Source organism: Streptomyces sp. NBC_01803 (assembly GCF_035917415.1).
GTDB lineage: Bacteria > Actinomycetota > Actinomycetes > Streptomycetales > Streptomycetaceae > Streptomyces.
Map to the genome: position 1 here is coordinate 2,160,227 of NZ_CP109073.1, position 14,827 is coordinate 2,175,053.

Annotated in this window: 19 protein-coding genes; 6 read left to right on the top strand and 13 right to left on the bottom strand. The window is 72.7% G+C overall.

Translation table 11 applies throughout. From position 1 onward, the window contains the following. The first annotated feature begins 27 nt into the window (after positions 1 to 27). Complete coding sequence (locus OIE51_RS09280; RefSeq protein ID WP_442812046.1) at positions 28 to 1,308, top strand: GDSL-type esterase/lipase family protein; 1,281 nt, start codon at positions 28 to 30, stop codon at positions 1,306 to 1,308. Between the two features lie 159 nt (positions 1,309 to 1,467). Then, positions 1,468 to 3,876 (top strand): transglycosylase domain-containing protein, encoded by a 2,409-nt coding sequence (locus OIE51_RS09285; protein ID WP_326596845.1) that lies wholly within the window; start codon positions 1,468 to 1,470, stop codon positions 3,874 to 3,876. Positions 3,877 to 4,045: 169 nt separating this feature from the next. Here the strand turns inward: OIE51_RS09285 and OIE51_RS09290 are convergent, their stop codons facing one another. Both OIE51_RS09290 and OIE51_RS09295 read right to left on the bottom strand, forming a co-directional pair. Further along, positions 4,046 to 4,348, bottom strand: coding sequence for a GroES family chaperonin (locus OIE51_RS09290; protein ID WP_326600577.1), 303 nt, complete (start codon positions 4,346 to 4,348; stop codon positions 4,046 to 4,048). Positions 4,349 to 4,420: 72 nt separating this feature from the next. Then, positions 4,421 to 4,750, bottom strand: coding sequence for a DUF3618 domain-containing protein (locus OIE51_RS09295; RefSeq protein WP_326596846.1), 330 nt, complete (start codon positions 4,748 to 4,750; stop codon positions 4,421 to 4,423). A gap of 143 nt (positions 4,751 to 4,893) precedes the next feature. On the opposite strand from OIE51_RS09295, the gene bcp reads away from it, so the two are divergent. The 4 genes from bcp (at position 4,894) to OIE51_RS09315 (ending at position 7,660) form a co-directional block, all read left to right on the top strand. Further along, positions 4,894 to 5,361 (top strand): thioredoxin-dependent thiol peroxidase, encoded by a 468-nt coding sequence (gene bcp / locus OIE51_RS09300; protein WP_326596847.1) that lies wholly within the window; start codon positions 4,894 to 4,896, stop codon positions 5,359 to 5,361. 40 nt (positions 5,362 to 5,401) lie between these two features. Next, a complete protein-coding gene (locus OIE51_RS09305) occupies positions 5,402 to 6,181 on the top strand; it encodes an HAD-IIA family hydrolase (protein ID WP_326596849.1) in 780 nt (259 codons plus the stop codon). A 133-nt stretch (positions 6,182 to 6,314) separates the two neighbouring features. Further along, positions 6,315 to 6,992, top strand: coding sequence for a hypothetical protein (locus OIE51_RS09310; protein WP_326596851.1), 678 nt, complete (start codon positions 6,315 to 6,317; stop codon positions 6,990 to 6,992). Then, positions 6,992 to 7,660 carry a class F sortase gene (locus OIE51_RS09315; protein ID WP_326600578.1) on the top strand — a complete coding sequence of 223 codons (669 nt, stop codon included), beginning with the start codon at positions 6,992 to 6,994 and terminating at the stop codon, positions 7,658 to 7,660. The genes OIE51_RS09310 and OIE51_RS09315 overlap by 1 nt, the downstream gene beginning before the upstream one ends. On the opposite strand, the gene rdgB is transcribed toward OIE51_RS09315, so the two are convergent. The 11 genes from rdgB to clpS form a co-directional block, all read right to left on the bottom strand. Next, positions 7,638 to 8,267, bottom strand: coding sequence for an RdgB/HAM1 family non-canonical purine NTP pyrophosphatase (gene rdgB / locus OIE51_RS09320; RefSeq protein WP_326596853.1), 630 nt, complete (start codon positions 8,265 to 8,267; stop codon positions 7,638 to 7,640). The two genes, OIE51_RS09315 and rdgB, sit on opposite strands and share 23 nt — an antisense overlap. Positions 8,268 to 8,501: 234 nt before the next feature. Continuing rightward, positions 8,502 to 8,870: a hypothetical protein gene (locus tag OIE51_RS09325; RefSeq protein ID WP_326596854.1), complete on the bottom strand. Its 369-nt coding sequence runs from the start codon at positions 8,868 to 8,870 to the stop codon at positions 8,502 to 8,504. 43 nt (positions 8,871 to 8,913) lie between these two features. Next, complete coding sequence (rph, locus tag OIE51_RS09330; protein ID WP_326596856.1) at positions 8,914 to 9,642, bottom strand: ribonuclease PH; 729 nt, start codon at positions 9,640 to 9,642, stop codon at positions 8,914 to 8,916. 61 nt (positions 9,643 to 9,703) lie between these two features. Continuing rightward, the gene (locus tag OIE51_RS09335) at positions 9,704 to 10,459 is read right to left on the bottom strand and encodes an MBL fold metallo-hydrolase (protein WP_326596857.1); all 756 of its coding nucleotides are present in this window, start codon (positions 10,457 to 10,459) and stop codon (positions 9,704 to 9,706) included. A 136-nt stretch (positions 10,460 to 10,595) separates the two neighbouring features. Next, entirely contained in the window at positions 10,596 to 11,792 is a 1,197-nt protein-coding gene (rodA, locus tag OIE51_RS09340; RefSeq protein WP_442811892.1) for a rod shape-determining protein RodA, read from the bottom strand. 39 nt (positions 11,793 to 11,831) lie between these two features. Then, positions 11,832 to 12,782: a PLP-dependent cysteine synthase family protein gene (locus tag OIE51_RS09345; RefSeq protein ID WP_326596859.1), complete on the bottom strand. Its 951-nt coding sequence runs from the start codon at positions 12,780 to 12,782 to the stop codon at positions 11,832 to 11,834. After that, complete coding sequence (locus tag OIE51_RS09350; RefSeq protein ID WP_326596860.1) at positions 12,782 to 13,063, bottom strand: MoaD/ThiS family protein; 282 nt, start codon at positions 13,061 to 13,063, stop codon at positions 12,782 to 12,784. Before OIE51_RS09350 ends, OIE51_RS09345 begins: the two co-directional genes overlap by 1 nt. Before the next feature lie 61 nt (positions 13,064 to 13,124). Then, on the bottom strand, positions 13,125 to 13,235 hold the full coding sequence (locus OIE51_RS09355; protein WP_326596862.1) for a putative leader peptide: 111 nt from the start codon (positions 13,233 to 13,235) through the stop codon (positions 13,125 to 13,127). A gap of 66 nt (positions 13,236 to 13,301) precedes the next feature. After that, positions 13,302 to 13,718 carry a M67 family metallopeptidase gene (locus tag OIE51_RS09360; protein WP_326596863.1) on the bottom strand — a complete coding sequence of 139 codons (417 nt, stop codon included), beginning with the start codon at positions 13,716 to 13,718 and terminating at the stop codon, positions 13,302 to 13,304. A gap of 71 nt (positions 13,719 to 13,789) precedes the next feature. Continuing rightward, positions 13,790 to 14,428, bottom strand: a complete 639-nt coding sequence (locus OIE51_RS09365) for a DUF2017 domain-containing protein (RefSeq protein WP_326596865.1) — start codon at positions 14,426 to 14,428, stop codon at positions 13,790 to 13,792. Continuing rightward, positions 14,428 to 14,739 carry an ATP-dependent Clp protease adapter ClpS gene (clpS, locus tag OIE51_RS09370; protein ID WP_326596866.1) on the bottom strand — a complete coding sequence of 104 codons (312 nt, stop codon included), beginning with the start codon at positions 14,737 to 14,739 and terminating at the stop codon, positions 14,428 to 14,430. Before clpS ends, OIE51_RS09365 begins: the two co-directional genes overlap by 1 nt. Positions 14,740 to 14,827: the final 88 nt, after the last annotated feature.

Sequence of the window (14,827 nt, forward strand, 5' to 3'; positions counted from 1 at the left end):
GTCGTCCTGCTGGGGCTGGTCGTCGCGATGGGTACGGGACGGGACGGGCGGCAGGATCTGGCCGCGCCGACGCCCGCGCCGACGCGGACGCCCGGCACCGAAGACGGCGAGGGCGGGGGCGAGGGCGAGGAAGTCGTCGTGCCCGCTGTCGACGGTGAGTGGGTGGGCACCTGGTCCGCGGCTCCGACCGGCGCCGAGCCGGGCACGCGCGACGGCAAGGCCGGCCGGTCCATACGGAACGTGGTGCACGCCTCGGTCGGCGGCACCAGTGCCCGCGTCGAGCTGTCGAACCGCTACGGCACCCAGCCCCTCACGTTCACCCATGTCACCGTCGCCCTGGCCGCCTCCGGCGGTCCGGCGGCGCGCGCGAACAGCATGCGCGAGGCGACCTTCGGCGACCTCGCCTCCGTGACGATCCCGGCCGGTGGCTCGGTGGTCAGCGATCCGGTGGACCTGTCGGTGGCCGCGGGCGCCGACCTGCTGGTGACGGTCTACGCCCCGGACCCCTCCGGCCCGGTGACGTACCACCGCGTGGCCCAGCAGCCGGTCTACGTCGCGGACGGCGATCTGGCGGGCGTCAGGAGCGGCACGCCGTTCACGGAGGACGGCGAATCCTGGCGCTACGTGACCGCCGTGCACGTGCTCAGCCCGGACACGGACGGCTCGGTGGTCGTCCTCGGCGACTCCCTCACCGACGGCGTCGACTCGACCCCCGCCGCCAACCGCCGCTGGACGGACGTCCTGGCCCGCCGCCTGCGCGCGGACCCGGACGCGCCGGCCCTGGCCGTGCTCAACGAGGGGATCAGCGGCAACCGGCTGCTGCGCGACGGCGCCCCCGACCGGGTGTTCAACGGCGTCAGCGGCCTGCGCCGGCTGCACACGGACGTGCTGGCGCAGTCCGGGGTGCGCACGGTCGTGGTCCAGCTCGGGATCAACGACATCATCCTCCAGCCGAGCCAGCCCGACCCGGAGGCGATCGTGGCCGGGCTGCGGCTGCTGACCGAGCAGGCGCGTGCCGAGGGGCTGCACGTGGTGGGCGCGACGCTGGCACCGTTCGGCGGCCACGGGGCGTACAGCGAGGAGCTGGAGCTGATCCGGCAGCGGGTGAACGCCGCGATCCGGGCCGGCGGCGTTTTCGACGCGGTGACCGACTTCGACGCGGCGCTGCGCGACCCGGCGCTCCCCCAGCGACTGCTGCCGGCCTACGACTCCGGCGACGGCCTGCACCCCAACGACGCGGGGTACGAGGCGATGGCCCGGGCCGTCGATCTGTCCGACCTGCTCGGCGGCGCGGAGCGCGCCCTGTAGCGGTCCGGGGGGCTCTTACGGGTGAGCCCCGGCGGCCGTCCGGGGGATGGGCGCCCGACGGGCGGTGTGGCCGCGGGCCGCGCCTCGTTACGCACGGTGCCAGAGTGCTTTGAGCGAGCACGTGAACGTACCGCGAGTGACGGAGCCGTAACGCGGGCCATGAGCGATGACAGTGAGCGAACGAGCGGTGACGGCCGGTGGACCGGATGGCCGCGCGAGCCCACCGGGCACCCGACCACCGGACACCCGGCGCCCGAGCATCCGACCACCGGTCACCCGGCGGCCGGAAACCGGGCCCGGCGCCGCCGCACCGGGCGGCGCCGGCTGGTGCCCACCTGGCGGATGGTGCTGGGCGGGACGCTGGTGGGCCTGCTGCTCCTGTTCGGCGCGCTGATCGCGGGCTACCTCCTGGTCGAGATCCCGGAGCCGAAGTCGGCCGCGGCGGCGCAGAACAACGTGTACCTGTACGCCGACGGATCGCAGCTCGCCCGCGTCGGCGAGGTCAACCGCGAGAACATCCCGCTCACCGAGGTCCCCGCCCGGGTGCGCCACGCCGTCCTGGCCGCCGAGGATCGCGGCTTCTACGACGACCCGGCCGTGGACATCCCGGCCATGGTCCGCGCCGGCTGGAACATGCTGCGCGGCGGCGAACGGCAGTCCGGCTCCACCATCACCCAGCAGTACGTCAAGAACTACTACCTCGACCAGCGCCAGACCCTCAGCCGCAAGGCGAAGGAGCTGTTCATCGCGGTCAAGCTCGGCCGAGAGGTCAGCAAGGACGACATCCTGGAGGGCTATCTCAACACCAGCTACTTCGGCCGCAACGCCTACGGCATCCAGTCCGCCGCCCAGGCGTACTACGGCAAGGACACCGCCGAACTGACCACGGCCGAGGGCGCGTACCTGGCGGCGCTGCTCAACGCGCCGAACGCCTTCGACGTGAGCACCAATCCGCGGAACGCCGAACTCGCCGTCGACCGCTGGGAGTACGTACTGGACGGCATGGTCTCCGAGGGCTGGCTGAGCGAGGAGCGGCGCGCCGGGATGACGTTCCCCCAGCCCCGGGAGGTCACCCCGGCCTCCTCCCTCTCCGGCGAGCGCGGCTATCTGGTGGAGGCGGTCAAGCAGTACCTGGCGGAGCGCGGCATCGTGGACGAACAGCGGCTGGCCGCCGGCGGGTTCCGCATCACGACCACCATCGAGCCGGACCGGCAGCGGGCCCTGGCCGAGGCGGTGGACGAGCAGTTGGAGAGCGCGCTGAGCGAGGACCGCGAGCCGGACGCCTGGGTCCGCGCCGGGGCGACGTCGGTGGAGACGGACACCGGCCGGGTGGTGGCGATGTACGGGGGCCGGGACTACACCCGGCAGTACGTCAACAACGCGACGCGCCGCGACTATCAGGCGGCCTCCACGTTCAAGCCCTTCGTCTACGCCGCCGCCCTGGAGCACGGTTCGCGGACGCACGACGGGGACCGGATCGGTCCGGACACCGAGTACGAGGGCGACAGCGGCCGGGAGGTCGTCGACCGGGACGGCGAGGGGACCGGGTGGTCGCCGGAGAACGAGGGCGACGAGGACTACGGCGAGCTCACCGTCAGCGAGGCGATGGACAAGTCCGTCAACACGGTGTTCGCGCAGATGGGCGCGGATGTCGGCCCGAGCCGGGTGAAGGAGACGGCGGTGGCGCTCGGCATCCCCGAGGCGACGCCCGGCCTGGACTCCGCCGAGGGCTCCATCTCGCTGGGCACGGCCACCCCGAGCACGATGGACCTGGCCGAGGCGTACGCGACGCTCGCCGCGCACGGCGAGCATCGGCCCGTGGTGCTGGTGGAGCGGATCACCCACGACGGCGAGGAGATCGAGCTGCCGGAGCCCGGGACCGACCGCGCCGTCTCCCGGGAGGCGGCGGACGGCACGACGGCGATCCTGCGCAGCGTGGTCCGGGAGGGCACCGGCACGGCGGCCCAGTCGGCAGGCCGCCCGGCGGCGGGGAAGACGGGCACGGCGGAGCAGGACCGGGCGGCCTGGTTCGCCGGGTACACCCCGGAACTGGCCACGGTGGTCGCCGTGTTCGGCCAGGACCCGGAGACGGGCGAGCAGCGGGAGCTGTACGGGGCGGCCGGGCAGGAGCGCGTCAGCGGCGGCGGCTTCCCGGCGCGGATCTGGGGGCAGTACACGGCGGCGGCGCTGGCCGGGGAGCCGACGCGGGAGTTCGATCTCGACGTGGCCGATCCGGAGCCGGACGTCTCCCCCGGGGACGAGCCGTCGGACGCCGGATCGCGGTCGCCGGAGGAGGACGGGGAGGAGCGGACGGGAGGAGGACGCGGCGGGGAGGACGAGCGGGACGAAGAGCCGTCCGGCGCCCCGGAGTCCACGCCCAGCGGCGAACCGGCGGCGCCGCCGTCCGGCGCCTCGCCCGGCCCCGCGGACCAGTCGCCGGGCGACGGCTTCCCGTCCGGCTCGTTCCCCGGAGTGCCGCAGACGCTCACGCCGTTGGTCCCCCTGCCGTCACCGGCCCCCGGCCCTGCGGACCCGGCCGTCCCGCCCGAGGAGGAGCAGCCGGTCTAGTGTCCGCGGACGGGGATTCCCGGGCAGCTCGCCGCGACACCGGCCACCGGCGGCGGCCGGCACCGGCGGCGGACCAGGAGACGGCCGGCGGACTTCCGGCTCGGACGACGTCTCGGGGAGGGATGCCCGGCGGAGCGTCGTGTCGTGGCCCTGGGCCCCTCCCGGGCTCCTACAGGTACAGCCCGGTGGAGTCGTCGGTGTCCTGGAGGCGCTCGGCGGCGACCGCGTGCAGGTCGCGTTCCCGCATCAGGATGTACGACACCCCCCGCACCTCGACCTCGGCGCGGTCCTCGGGGTCGTAGAGCACGCGGTCCCCCGGCTCGACCGTGCGGACGTTCTGGCCGACGGCCACCACCTCGGCCCAGTCGAGCCGGCGGCCGACGCGGGCCGTCGCCGGGATGACGATGCCGCCCGAGGAGCGGCGCTCGCCCTCGGCGGTGTCGGCCCGGACCAGCACCCGGTCGTGCAGCATCCGGATGGGCAGCTTGTCGTGGGTGGGGTGCGAACTCACATGATGACCGTATCTCAGCGCGGCGGCGGGCACCTACCGGCGTCGGCGCCTGGACGACAGCACCAGCGTCCCGGCCACGGCCGCGACCAGGACGACCGCCGGGACCACGCGCTCCATCCGGGGCTCGCCCGCGGGCGAGACGAACTGCGCCCGCACGCCACTGACCGCCCGGTTGACCTTGACCACCGCGTTGCCCGTCGCGCGGTCGACGGCCGCGGCGGCGCGCGCCTTGGCGTCACCCACGATCGTGCTGGGGTGGACCCTGACCCCGATCTCGTCCAGCGTGGCCGCGAGGTTCTTCTGCCGCTGGGCGATCCGCGCCTCGATCTCCGCTCGCGTCCTGGCCGATTCCGCCACGCTCACGCCTCCATCGTCCGTGCCACAACACCGCTGTCCATCGGGGTTGCCGCACAGTCTGTCAGGTCGGTTCGCGGCGTGCGCGCGGGATCCCCCGATTAGGCTGGGTGGCGCACCGCACACCGATCACAAGGAGCGATGAGCACATCATGAGCGCTCGCCTTCAGGCGGGGGACCCGGCCCCCGCTTTCACTCTGCCCGACGCCGACGGCAAGCCGGTGTCGCTGGCCGACCACGCGGGACGCAAGGTCATCGTGTATTTCTACCCGGCCGCTCTCACCCCCGGCTGCACCAAGCAGGCGTGCGACTTCACGGACAACCTGGCGCTGCTGGCCGGCGCCGGGTACGAGGTGATCGGCGTCTCCCCCGACTCACCGGAGAAGCTGGGCAAGTTCCGCGCCAAGGAGGACCTGAAGGTCACCCTGGTCAGCGACCCGGACAAGGAAATCCTCAAGGCGTACGGGGCGTTCGGCGAGAAGACCCTGTACGGGAAGACGGTCACGGGAGTGATCCGCTCGACGGTCGTCGTCGACGAGGACGGAAAGGTGGCGCGGGCGCTGTACAACGTCAAGGCCACCGGTCACGTCGCCAAGCTGATCAGAGACCTGGGCCTGTAGGTCCGTCCGGACCGCAGCGGTAGTGAAGGAGAACGTGGACGTGGCAGAGCGCAAGCCGATCGAGTCCTGGCTGACCGACATGGACGGCGTCCTCATCCACGAGGGAGTGCCGGTCCCGGGGGCCGACCGCTTCCTGAAGCGACTGCGGGAGTCGGGCAAGCCGTTCCTCGTCCTGACGAACAACTCGATCTACACCCGCCGCGACCTCCGGGCCCGGCTGACGCGGATGGGCCTCGACGTCCCGGTCGAGAACATCTGGACCTCGGCCCTGGCGACCGCGCAGTTCCTGGACATACAGCGGCCGGGCGGCACGGCCTACGTCATCGGCGAGGCCGGACTGACCACGGCCCTGCACGACGTGGGGTATGTACTCGGCGATGTGTCGCCGGACTACGTGGTGCTCGGCGAGACCAGGACGTACAGCTTCGAGGCGCTGACCAAGGCGATCCGGCTGATCAACGACGGGGCGCGGTTCATCGCGACCAACCCGGACCACACCGGTCCGTCGGCGGAGGGCGCGCTGCCCGCGACCGGGTCGGTGGCGGCGCTGATCACCAAGGCGACCGGTCGCGAGCCGTATTTCGTGGGCAAGCCGAACCCGCTGATGATGCGCACCGGGCTGAACATGATCGGGGCGCACTCGGAGACCAGCGCGATGGTCGGGGACCGGATGGACACCGACGTGCTGGCCGGTCTGGAGGCGGGGATGGAGACGTTCCTGGTGCTGACCGGGCTGACGGCGCCGGAGGACGTGGAGCGCTTTCCGTTCCGGCCGTCCTCCGTGGTGGACTCGATCGCGGACCTGGTCGACAAGGTCTGACCGCGCGGTCGCGACGGCGTGGATCCGACCGTATGACGGCGATTCCCCGTCCGGGCTAACCACGAGCCGCAGCGGATGCGGCGCGCGCTGAACCGGGGGACCTTCGACGGGACAAGACCCGGAGGTTTCCGCCATGGCCGTCGTCCCGTCCCGCCGATCCCTGAGGCTCGCCCTGTGCGCGGGCGCCATGACCCTGGCCGCCGCCGCCGCCGCCGGCTCCGGCCCGGCCCTCGCCGAGGACGGGCCGGCGGAGACCTCGGATGTGCGCGTCGAGCCGGTCAGTCCCCGGCCCGGGGACGACGTCGAGCTGCGGGTGCCCGGCTGCTCGGGTGAGTCGGGCACGGCGCGGTCGGCGGGGTTCGTCGCCGAGGCGCGGCTGACGCCGGCGGCCGACGGCGGCGCGGGGCTCTTCGGCGAGGCGCGGGTGAGCTCCACACTGGAGCCGGGCGTGCACCCCATCGAGGTGGCCTGCGACGGCGAGGAGACGAAGATCACCGGCCGGCTCATCATCACCGGCGCGGACCCCGAGCGGTCCGAGCCGACGCCGGAGGAGTCCCGGCCCGAGGAGTCCCGGCCCGAGGAGTCCCGGCCCGAGGAGTCCCGGCCCGAGGAGTCCCGACCCGAGGATGCCGGACCCGAGGATGCCGGGCCGACCGCGCCGGTGCGCGCGGGCGGCGGGGGCACCGCGCCGGGGCCCGAGGACGCGGCCACCAGCATGAGCGGCGGCACGGCCGGGCTCGCGCTGTTCTCCGGCGCGCTGGCCGGCGGCGCGATGCTGGCCGTATGGCGGCTGCACGCCCGGGAGAGATGATGACCGGCGTGCCGCGCGCCTCCGGCACCGGCCGCCTGATCTCCGCCGTCGCCTGGACGGTGCTGCTGCTCGCCCTGTGGCTGTGGGGCCGGGAGCTGACCGACGGCGGCCCGCCGCTGGGCACGCCCGGCGAGGCCCCCGCCGCCGGCCGCGCCGGCGAGGGCGCCACGCCGCCCGCGCCCGCCGAGCCGCTGGCCGGGCACCCGGCGCCGCGCGTGGTCGAGATCGAGGCCATCGGCGTCCGCGCCGACATCGTGGCGCGCGACGTGGACGCCTCCGGCGGGGTGGCGCCGCCGCCGTTCGAGACACCCGAGGTGGTCGGCTGGTACGCGGGCGGGCCGACGCCGGGCGCGGCGGGCGCGGCGGTGCTGGTCGGCCACGTGGACACCGAGACGGAGCCGGCCGTCTTCTACGCGCTGAGCGACGTGCCGCCCGGCAGCGAGGTGCGGGTGACGCGGACCGACGGCAGCGTCGCGGAGTTCACCGTGAGCGACGTGGAGGTGGTGGAGCGCGGCGAGTTCGACGCGACGCGCGTCTACGGCCCGCGCCGCGCGGGCGCCGCCGAGCTGCGGCTGATCACCTGCGGCGGCACGTTCGACCGCGAGCGCCAGAGCTACTCCGCCAACGTGGTGGTCTCCGCCTACCTCACGCACGCGGCGGCGGCGTGAGCAGCTCCGCGACCAGCGGCGCGAGCGCGCGGAACGCCTTGCCCCGGTGGCTGATCGCGTTCTTCTCGGCCGGGGTCAGCTGGGCGCAGGTCCGGGTGTCGCCCTCGGGCTGGAGGATCGGGTCGTAGCCGAAGCCGCCCTCCCCCTCGGGCGCGTACCGGAGGGTGCCGCGCAGCCGGCCTTCGGCGACGCGCTCGGTGCCGTCGGGCAGGGCGAGCACGGCGGCGCACGCGAAGTGCGCGCCCCGGTGCGGCTCGGGCACGTCCGCGAGCTGGGCCAGCAGCAGCTCCAGATTGGCCCGGTCGTCGCCGTGCTTCCCGGCCCAGCGGGCGGAGAAGATGCCGGGCGCGCCGCCGAGCACGTCCACGCACAGCCCCGAGTCGTCCGCGACCGCCGGCAGCCCGGTGGCCCGCGCGAGGGCGTGCGCCTTGAGCAGGGCGTTCTCCGCGAACGTCACGCCGGTCTCCCGGACATCGGGCACCTCGGGGAACGCGTCGGCGCCGACCAGCTCCACGGCCGGCCCCGACCCGGCCAGGATGGCGCGCAGTTCGGTGACCTTGTGGGCGTTGCGGGTGGCGAGGACGAGACGCTGCTGTGTGCTGGACATACACCGGATTATGGCAAGCGCGCCGCGCCCCCGCGATGATCCGGCGGAACGGCCCCCGGGCCGGTCTTCCGGTTCATCGTGGACCAGGCCGCGGCCTCCCAGACTCTCGGAAACCGCGCAGGTACCCCGGGCGCCCGGCCGGCGAGACGCCGAAGGCAGCCCGCACATGCCGTACCCACGCGACGCCGCACGCGGCCCGGGGACACCCCCCGGACGAAGTCCGCCGGAGCGGGCCTAACTGGAGCAGGCGTCGGTCAGTTGGCCGGTGGCGTCGTAGAGCGGGGACAGGTCGACGACCGTGCCGTCCTCGAAGCCGGCCTGGATGGAGTCCAGGGCCGCCTGGATGGAATCCGCGGCGGCGCTGACGTCCGCGTCGTCCACGTCGTTCTGCACGTCCGACACGTCCCCGGTCAGGGTGTCGGCGGCGTCGGCGAACGCCTGTGGGTCGTTCGCCTCGACGGCCTGTCCCAGCGCCTCGGCGGAGCTGGTCACCTCCAGCGCGAGCCGGGCGCAGTCCACGGCCTGCTGCAGATCGCAGCCGGCGGTGAACCCCGCGGTCAGCGCCGTCGCCGTCAACACCCCTGTGGGTATGGCTAGCTTCACGGTCTTCATCATTCCCTCCCCGGGCATCCTCATGGTGCGCGGCCTAGCTTAGGGCCAGCGCCGCCCGCTGCGCCGCGTCCAGTTGGGCGCAGCCCGCCAGCGCCAAGTCCAACAGGGCGTCCAGCTCGGCCCGTTGGAATGGCGCGCCCTCGGCGGTGCCCTGCACCTCCACGAAGTGGCCGTCGTCGGTGCAGACCACGTTCATGTCCGTCTCGGCGCGCACGTCCTCCTCGTAGGCGAGGTCGAGCATCGGCACGCCGCCGATGATGCCGACGCTGACGGCGGAGACCGCGCCGGTCAGCGGCTGGGCCTTGCTCCTGACCAGCTTGTGCCGCTGCCCCCAGGCGACGGCGTCGGCGAGCGCGACATACGCGCCGGTGATGGCGGCGGTGCGGGTGCCGCCGTCGGCCTGGAGGACATCGCAGTCCAGGACGACCGTGTTCTCCCCCAGCGCCTTGAAATCGATGACGGCGCGCAGCGAACGGCCGATGAGGCGGGAGATCTCGTGGGTACGTCCGCCGATCTTGCCGCGCACGGACTCGCGGTCACCGCGCGAGTTGGTGGCGCGCGGCAGCATCGCGTACTCGCTGGTGACCCAGCCCTCGCCGCTCCCGCGCCGCCAGCGCGGCACGCCCTCGGTCACGCTGGCGGTGCACAGCACCCGGGTGTCCCCGAAGGAAACGAGCACCGACCCCTCGGCGTGCTTGCTCCAGCCGCGTTCAATCGTGACGGGTCGGAGCTGGTCGGCCGCGCGGCCGTCGATTCGAGACATGGGGACGAGCCTAGTCCGTCCCGGCCCACCCTCCGCAGGGGCCGGGAACGGATGGCGGCGCTCACACCTCGTAGACGGCGCCCGGCCGGGCCAGCTCCACCGGGCCGCCGAAGACGGCCTTGGCATCGCACAGGTTGACCTGGGCGTCGGTCCACGGCGGGATGTGGGTGAGCACGAGACGCTCGGCTCCGGCGTCCCGCGCGTATTCACCCGCCTCCCGGCCGTTGATGTGGACCTCGGGCAGGTCTTCCTTGCCGTGCGTGAAGGACGCCTCGCACAGGAACAGGTCGACGTCCCGCGCCAGTTCGGACAGGACATCGGAACGGCCGCTGTCCCCGGAATAGGCGAAGGCCCGGCCCGCGTACTCGACGCGGAAGCCGAAGGTCTCGACGGGATGGGTCACCTGCCGGGCCGTGACCGTGAGCGGCCCGATCCGGAAGGTGGTGCCGGAGGTCAGGGTGCGGAAGTCGAACACCTCGCTCATGGACTTGTCCGAGGGCGTATCGGCGTACGCTGTGGTGAGCCGTCGTTCGGTGCCCGGCGGACCGTAGACCGGGAGGGCGTCGCAACGGCCGCCCTCGTGGCGGTAATAGCGGGCCACGAAGTACCCGCACATGTCGATGCAATGGTCGGGATGCAGATGGCTGATCGCGATCGCGTCGATGTCGTACAGCCCGCAGTACTTCTGTAGCTCGCCGAGGGCGCCATTGCCCATATCCAGGAGCAGCCGGTAGCCCTCGGCCTCGATGAGATAGCTTGAGCAGGCCGAGTCCGCGGACGGGAAAGACCCCGAGCAGCCGACGACGGTGAGCTTCATTGAAGGGGGAACCTCCGTAGTGGGGTTCGAACGACTGTAAGTCGCAACAGGCCGCGCCGCGCCACGCGAGGGCCACTCTGTGGGCGGAATCACCAGGCCGGGGTAGGTGCCGTATGGCGGGGCTCACACCGGCCGGTCAGAGCCGGCTTCGCGACCTCACACGAATCGCCTGGAGCAGTCCGACAGCGATCCAGATGGCGAACATCGAGGAGCCTCCGTAGGAGAGGAACGGCAGCGGCAGCCCGGTGACGGGCATGATGCCGAGGGCCATCCCCATGTTCTGGAAGCTCTGGAAGGCGATCCACGTCACGACGCCGACCGCGACGATCGTGCCGTAGCGGTCGGGCGCGTGGACGGCGATCCGGCAGCCGCGCAGCAGCACCACGCCGAGCAGCGCGATGACCAGCCCGGCACCCGCGAAGCCGAGCTCCTCGCCGACGACGGTGAAGATGAAGTCGGTGTGCTGCTCGGGCACGAACTGCCCCAGCGTCTGGCTGCCGTGGAAGAGGCCCTGGCCGGTGAGCCCGCCCGAACCGATCGCGATCCGGGCCTGGTTGGTGTTGTAGCCGACGCCCGCCGGGTCCAGGGCGGGGTTGGCGAAGGCGGCGAACCGGTTGATCTGGTATTCGTCGAGCAGCCCGAGCTGCCAGACGGCGAGCGCGCCCGCCACGCCGAGGGTGAGCAGCCCGAGGATCCAGCCGCGGCTGGTGCCGGAGGCGAGCAGGACGCCCAGCGCGATCGCCGCGATGACCATCGTCTGGCCGACGTCGGGGCAGAGCAGGACGAGGACGGCGGGGAGGGCGGCGAGGGCCAGCGCCTGGAGCACCGCGCGGCTGTCGGGGCGCGGCCGGTGGTCGTTCTCCAGCGGCGCGGCCAGCAGGGTCGCCATGGCGAGCACGACGCCGACCTTGACCAGCTCCGAGGGCTGGAAGGCGAAGCCGCCACCGAGCTGGATCCAGCTCCGCGAGCCGTTGACGGAGGAGCCGAGCGGGGTGAGGACGGCGGCCGACAGCACCAGCGACAGCGCGTACAGGACGGGTACGGCGGTGCGGAGGCGGATGTGGCCGAGCCAGACCATCCCGGCGGCCAGTCCGAGGCCGACGCAGACGTTGAAGAAGTGGCGCAGCAGGAAGTACTCGGGGTCCCCGTTGTTGAGGTCGGTGCGGCCCCGGGTCGCGGAATAGACCAGCAGGGTGCCGAGGAGGGAGAGGGTCACGGCGGCTGCGAGCAGCGGCCAGTCCAGCCGCCGGGCGAGGGAGTCCCTCGCGGTGATCCTGGTCCAGACGGTCTGCTCGCCGGCCACCTGCGGACGGGTGTAGCTGCGCACGGTCACGGCACGACTTTACGTGTGTGCGCCGCGACTGTGCGTGAGCTACGCCCAGAGCTGCCCGTGCAGGCGGGCGACCGCCTCCTCCGTGGACGCGGCGGTGTAGATGCCGGTGGACAGGTACTTCCAGCCGCCGTCGGCGACGACGAAGACGATGTCGGCCTCCTGGCCGGCGCGGACGGCCTTGCGGCCGACGCCGATCGCCGCGTGCAGGGCGGCGCCGGTCGAGACACCCGCGAAGATGCCCTCCTGGGCCAGCAACTCCCGGGTGCGGACGACGGCGTCGGTGGAGCCGACGGAGAAGCGCGAGGTCAGCACCGACTCCTCGTACAGCTCGGGGACGAAGCCCTCGTCCAGGTTCCGCAGGCCGTAGACCAGGTCGTCGTAGCGCGGCTCGGCGGCGACGATCTGGACCCCGGGGCGGTGCTCGCGCAGATAACGGCCGACGCCCATGAGCGTGCCCGTGGTGCCCAGACCGGCCACGAAGTGGGTGATCGAGGGCAGGTCGGCGAGGATCTCGGGGCCGGTGGTGGCGTAGTGGGCGCCCGCGTTGTCCGGGTTCCCGTACTGGTAGAGCATCACCCAGTCGGGGTGCTCGGCGGCCAGCTCCTTGGCGACCCGGACGGCGGTGTTGGAGCCGCCGGCGGCGGGCGAGGAGATGATCTCGGCTCCCCACATCCGCAGCAGCTCGCGCCGCTCGGAGGAGGTGTTCTCCGGCATCACGCAGACGATCCGGTATCCCTTGAGCCGGGCGCCCATGGCCAGGGCGATCCCGGTGTTGCCCGAGGTGGGCTCCAGGATCGTGCAGCCGGGCGTGAGGCGGCCGTCCTTCTCGGCCTGCTCGATCATGAACAGCGCGGGCCGGTCCTTGATCGAGCCGGTGGGATTGCGGTCCTCCAGCTTCGCCCAGATCCGCACGGTCTCGGCGGGCGACAGGCGCGGCAGGCGGACCAGCGGGGTGTTGCCGACCGCGGCGAGCGGGGAGTCGAAGCGCATCAGCGCATGCCCCCAGCGACCGCGGGCAGGATGGTGACGTTGTCGCCGTCGCTCAGCTTGGTGGCGATGCCCTCCAGGAAGCGGACGTCCTCGTCGTTCAGATAGACGTTGACGAAACGGCGCAGCTCGCCGCTCTCCTCGACCAGCCGGTCCTTGATGCCCGGGTGGTGGGCGTCCAGGTCCGCGAACAGCTCGGCGATGGTGTCGCCGCTGCCCTGCACGGCCTTCTGCCCGGCGGTGTAGGTGCGGAGGATGGTCGGGATGCGGACCTCGATGGCCATGTGGGCTCCTGGATTGGGGCGTGCAACGTGAGGGCGTGCGGACGGGAAGGACGAGCGCTGATCAACGAGGCGCGATACACATGGCGCTGGCGAGGCGGCACAGGTCGACGTGCAGACGTGCCACGAGCAGCGCACCACCCGGTCGTTCGTCGCTCACGTCGTGGAGAACCATGCCCTCATCGTATCGATTCCCGCCCCGGCCCCCGGGGGGTCGTATCGCCATCCGGACCCGGCCGTCTCAGATGACGGTGACGTCCTCCTCGGTGACCTCGCCGTCCACGATACGGAAGGACCGGAAGGAGACGGGGCCTTCGCCGCCGCCGCACTCGGCGGTGGAGACCAGGACGTAGTGCGCGGCGGGCTCGTTGGCGTAGGAGATGTCGGTGCGCGAGGGATACGCCTCGGTGGCGGTGTGCGAGTGGTAGATCACCACGGGGTCCTCGTCGCGGTCGTCCATCTCGCGGTAGAGCCGGAGCAGGTCGCCGGAGTCGAACTCGTAGAACGTGGGCGAGCGGGCCGCGTTGAGCATCGGGATGAAGCGCTCCGGCCGGTCGCTCCCGGTCGGCCCGGCGATCACCCCGCACGCCTCGTCCGGGTGGTCGGCACGGGCGTGGGCCACGATCCTGTCGCGCAGTTCCTGGGAGATGGTCAGCATGCCGCCAGCCTAAATCGGGCCGCCGCCGGCGCTTCGCGAGGGTGCGGACGGCCGTGGACCGGCCGCCTTCGTCACGGCAGCAGCGTCTCCACCAGCGACTCCTGGAGGCCGCCCAGCCAGAAGTAGGCCATCACCATCGGCTTGTCCGGATCGGTGTCGGGCATCGCGAACAGCGAGTCGGTGCTGTCGTCGTCCGCGATGCCGAGCCGGGTGGCGATGGCCAGCCTGAGGTCGTTGAGCGCGCCCAGCCACTGCCGGGACTCGTCGGGCTTGAGCGTCAGCACCGCGCCGCCCACGCCGGGGGCGCTCGCCTCGCCCGCGATCGCGTCCAGGCCGCGGACGACGGCCAGCAGGTCCTCGCGCTTGCGGGTGCGCAGATCGGTCTCGGTGAAGCGGCGGAACTCGGCGGAGAGCCGGCGGATGTCCTCATCCGGCTCCTGGCCCGGCTCGCCGTAGGCGTCCGGGAAGAGCCGGGCGAGCGTCGGGTCGCGCGGGGGCTCGCTGGGCCCGTCGATGAAGAGCGCGTCGAGCGCCTCCAGCGGGTCGTCGCTGTCCGCGCCACCGCCCTTGCCGCCGGCCGGGGCGGGGTCGGGGCCGATCAGCTCCAGGAGCTGGGCGGCGAGGCTGCGGAGGATGGAGATCTCCACCTCGTCCAGCGCGATCACCGCGCCGCCCCGCTCGGCGCCGGCCGACTCGAAGTACCCGCTCATCAGCGGTCCCGCTGCAGAGTCGCCCAGAGCCCGTAGCCGTGCATGGCCTGCACGTCCCGTTCCATCTCCTCCCGGGAGCCCTGGGAGACGACCGCGCGGCCCTTGTGGTGGACGTCCAGCATGAGCTTCTTCGCCTTGTCCTTGGAATAGCCGAAATAGGTCTGGAAGACATAGGTCACGTAACTCATGAGATTCACCGGATCGTTGTGGACGATCGTGATCCATGGGACGTCCGGCGCCGACGCCTCGGCCGGCTTGGACTCGGACTCGGTGCGCTCGATCTCCATGGGCATGGCACTCACGACCCCCATGCTGCCACCATCCCCCGCCCGGTGCGCGAACGGCCGGGCCGGGCACCACGCGCCAGATATCGTCAAACTGACGAGATGTGCGGTACAC

What these genes read in the sequence shown, in the direction of transcription:
- OIE51_RS09280 (WP_442812046.1), top strand. Translation starts at nt 28, where the DNA reads ATGGGTACGGGACGGGACGGGCGGCAGGATCTGGCCGCGCCGACGCCC.
- OIE51_RS09285 (WP_326596845.1), top strand. Translation starts at nt 1,468, where the DNA reads ATGAGCGATGACAGTGAGCGAACGAGCGGTGACGGCCGGTGGACCGGA.
- OIE51_RS09290 (WP_326600577.1), bottom strand. Translation starts at nt 4,348, where the DNA reads ATGCTGCACGACCGGGTGCTGGTCCGGGCCGACACCGCCGAGGGCGAG.
- bcp (WP_326596847.1), top strand. Translation starts at nt 4,894, where the DNA reads ATGAGCGCTCGCCTTCAGGCGGGGGACCCGGCCCCCGCTTTCACTCTG.
- OIE51_RS09310 (WP_326596851.1), top strand. Translation starts at nt 6,315, where the DNA reads ATGGCCGTCGTCCCGTCCCGCCGATCCCTGAGGCTCGCCCTGTGCGCG.
- OIE51_RS09315 (WP_326600578.1), top strand. Translation starts at nt 6,992, where the DNA reads ATGACCGGCGTGCCGCGCGCCTCCGGCACCGGCCGCCTGATCTCCGCC.
- rdgB (WP_326596853.1), bottom strand. Translation starts at nt 8,267, where the DNA reads ATGTCCAGCACACAGCAGCGTCTCGTCCTCGCCACCCGCAACGCCCAC.
- rph (WP_326596856.1), bottom strand. Translation starts at nt 9,642, where the DNA reads ATGTCTCGAATCGACGGCCGCGCGGCCGACCAGCTCCGACCCGTCACG.
- OIE51_RS09335 (WP_326596857.1), bottom strand. Translation starts at nt 10,459, where the DNA reads ATGAAGCTCACCGTCGTCGGCTGCTCGGGGTCTTTCCCGTCCGCGGAC.
- OIE51_RS09345 (WP_326596859.1), bottom strand. Translation starts at nt 12,782, where the DNA reads ATGCGCTTCGACTCCCCGCTCGCCGCGGTCGGCAACACCCCGCTGGTC.
- OIE51_RS09350 (WP_326596860.1), bottom strand. Translation starts at nt 13,063, where the DNA reads ATGGCCATCGAGGTCCGCATCCCGACCATCCTCCGCACCTACACCGCC.
- OIE51_RS09355 (WP_326596862.1), bottom strand. Translation starts at nt 13,235, where the DNA reads ATGGTTCTCCACGACGTGAGCGACGAACGACCGGGTGGTGCGCTGCTC.
- OIE51_RS09360 (WP_326596863.1), bottom strand. Translation starts at nt 13,718, where the DNA reads ATGCTGACCATCTCCCAGGAACTGCGCGACAGGATCGTGGCCCACGCC.
- OIE51_RS09365 (WP_326596865.1), bottom strand. Translation starts at nt 14,428, where the DNA reads ATGAGCGGGTACTTCGAGTCGGCCGGCGCCGAGCGGGGCGGCGCGGTG.
- clpS (WP_326596866.1), bottom strand. Translation starts at nt 14,739, where the DNA reads ATGGGGGTCGTGAGTGCCATGCCCATGGAGATCGAGCGCACCGAGTCC.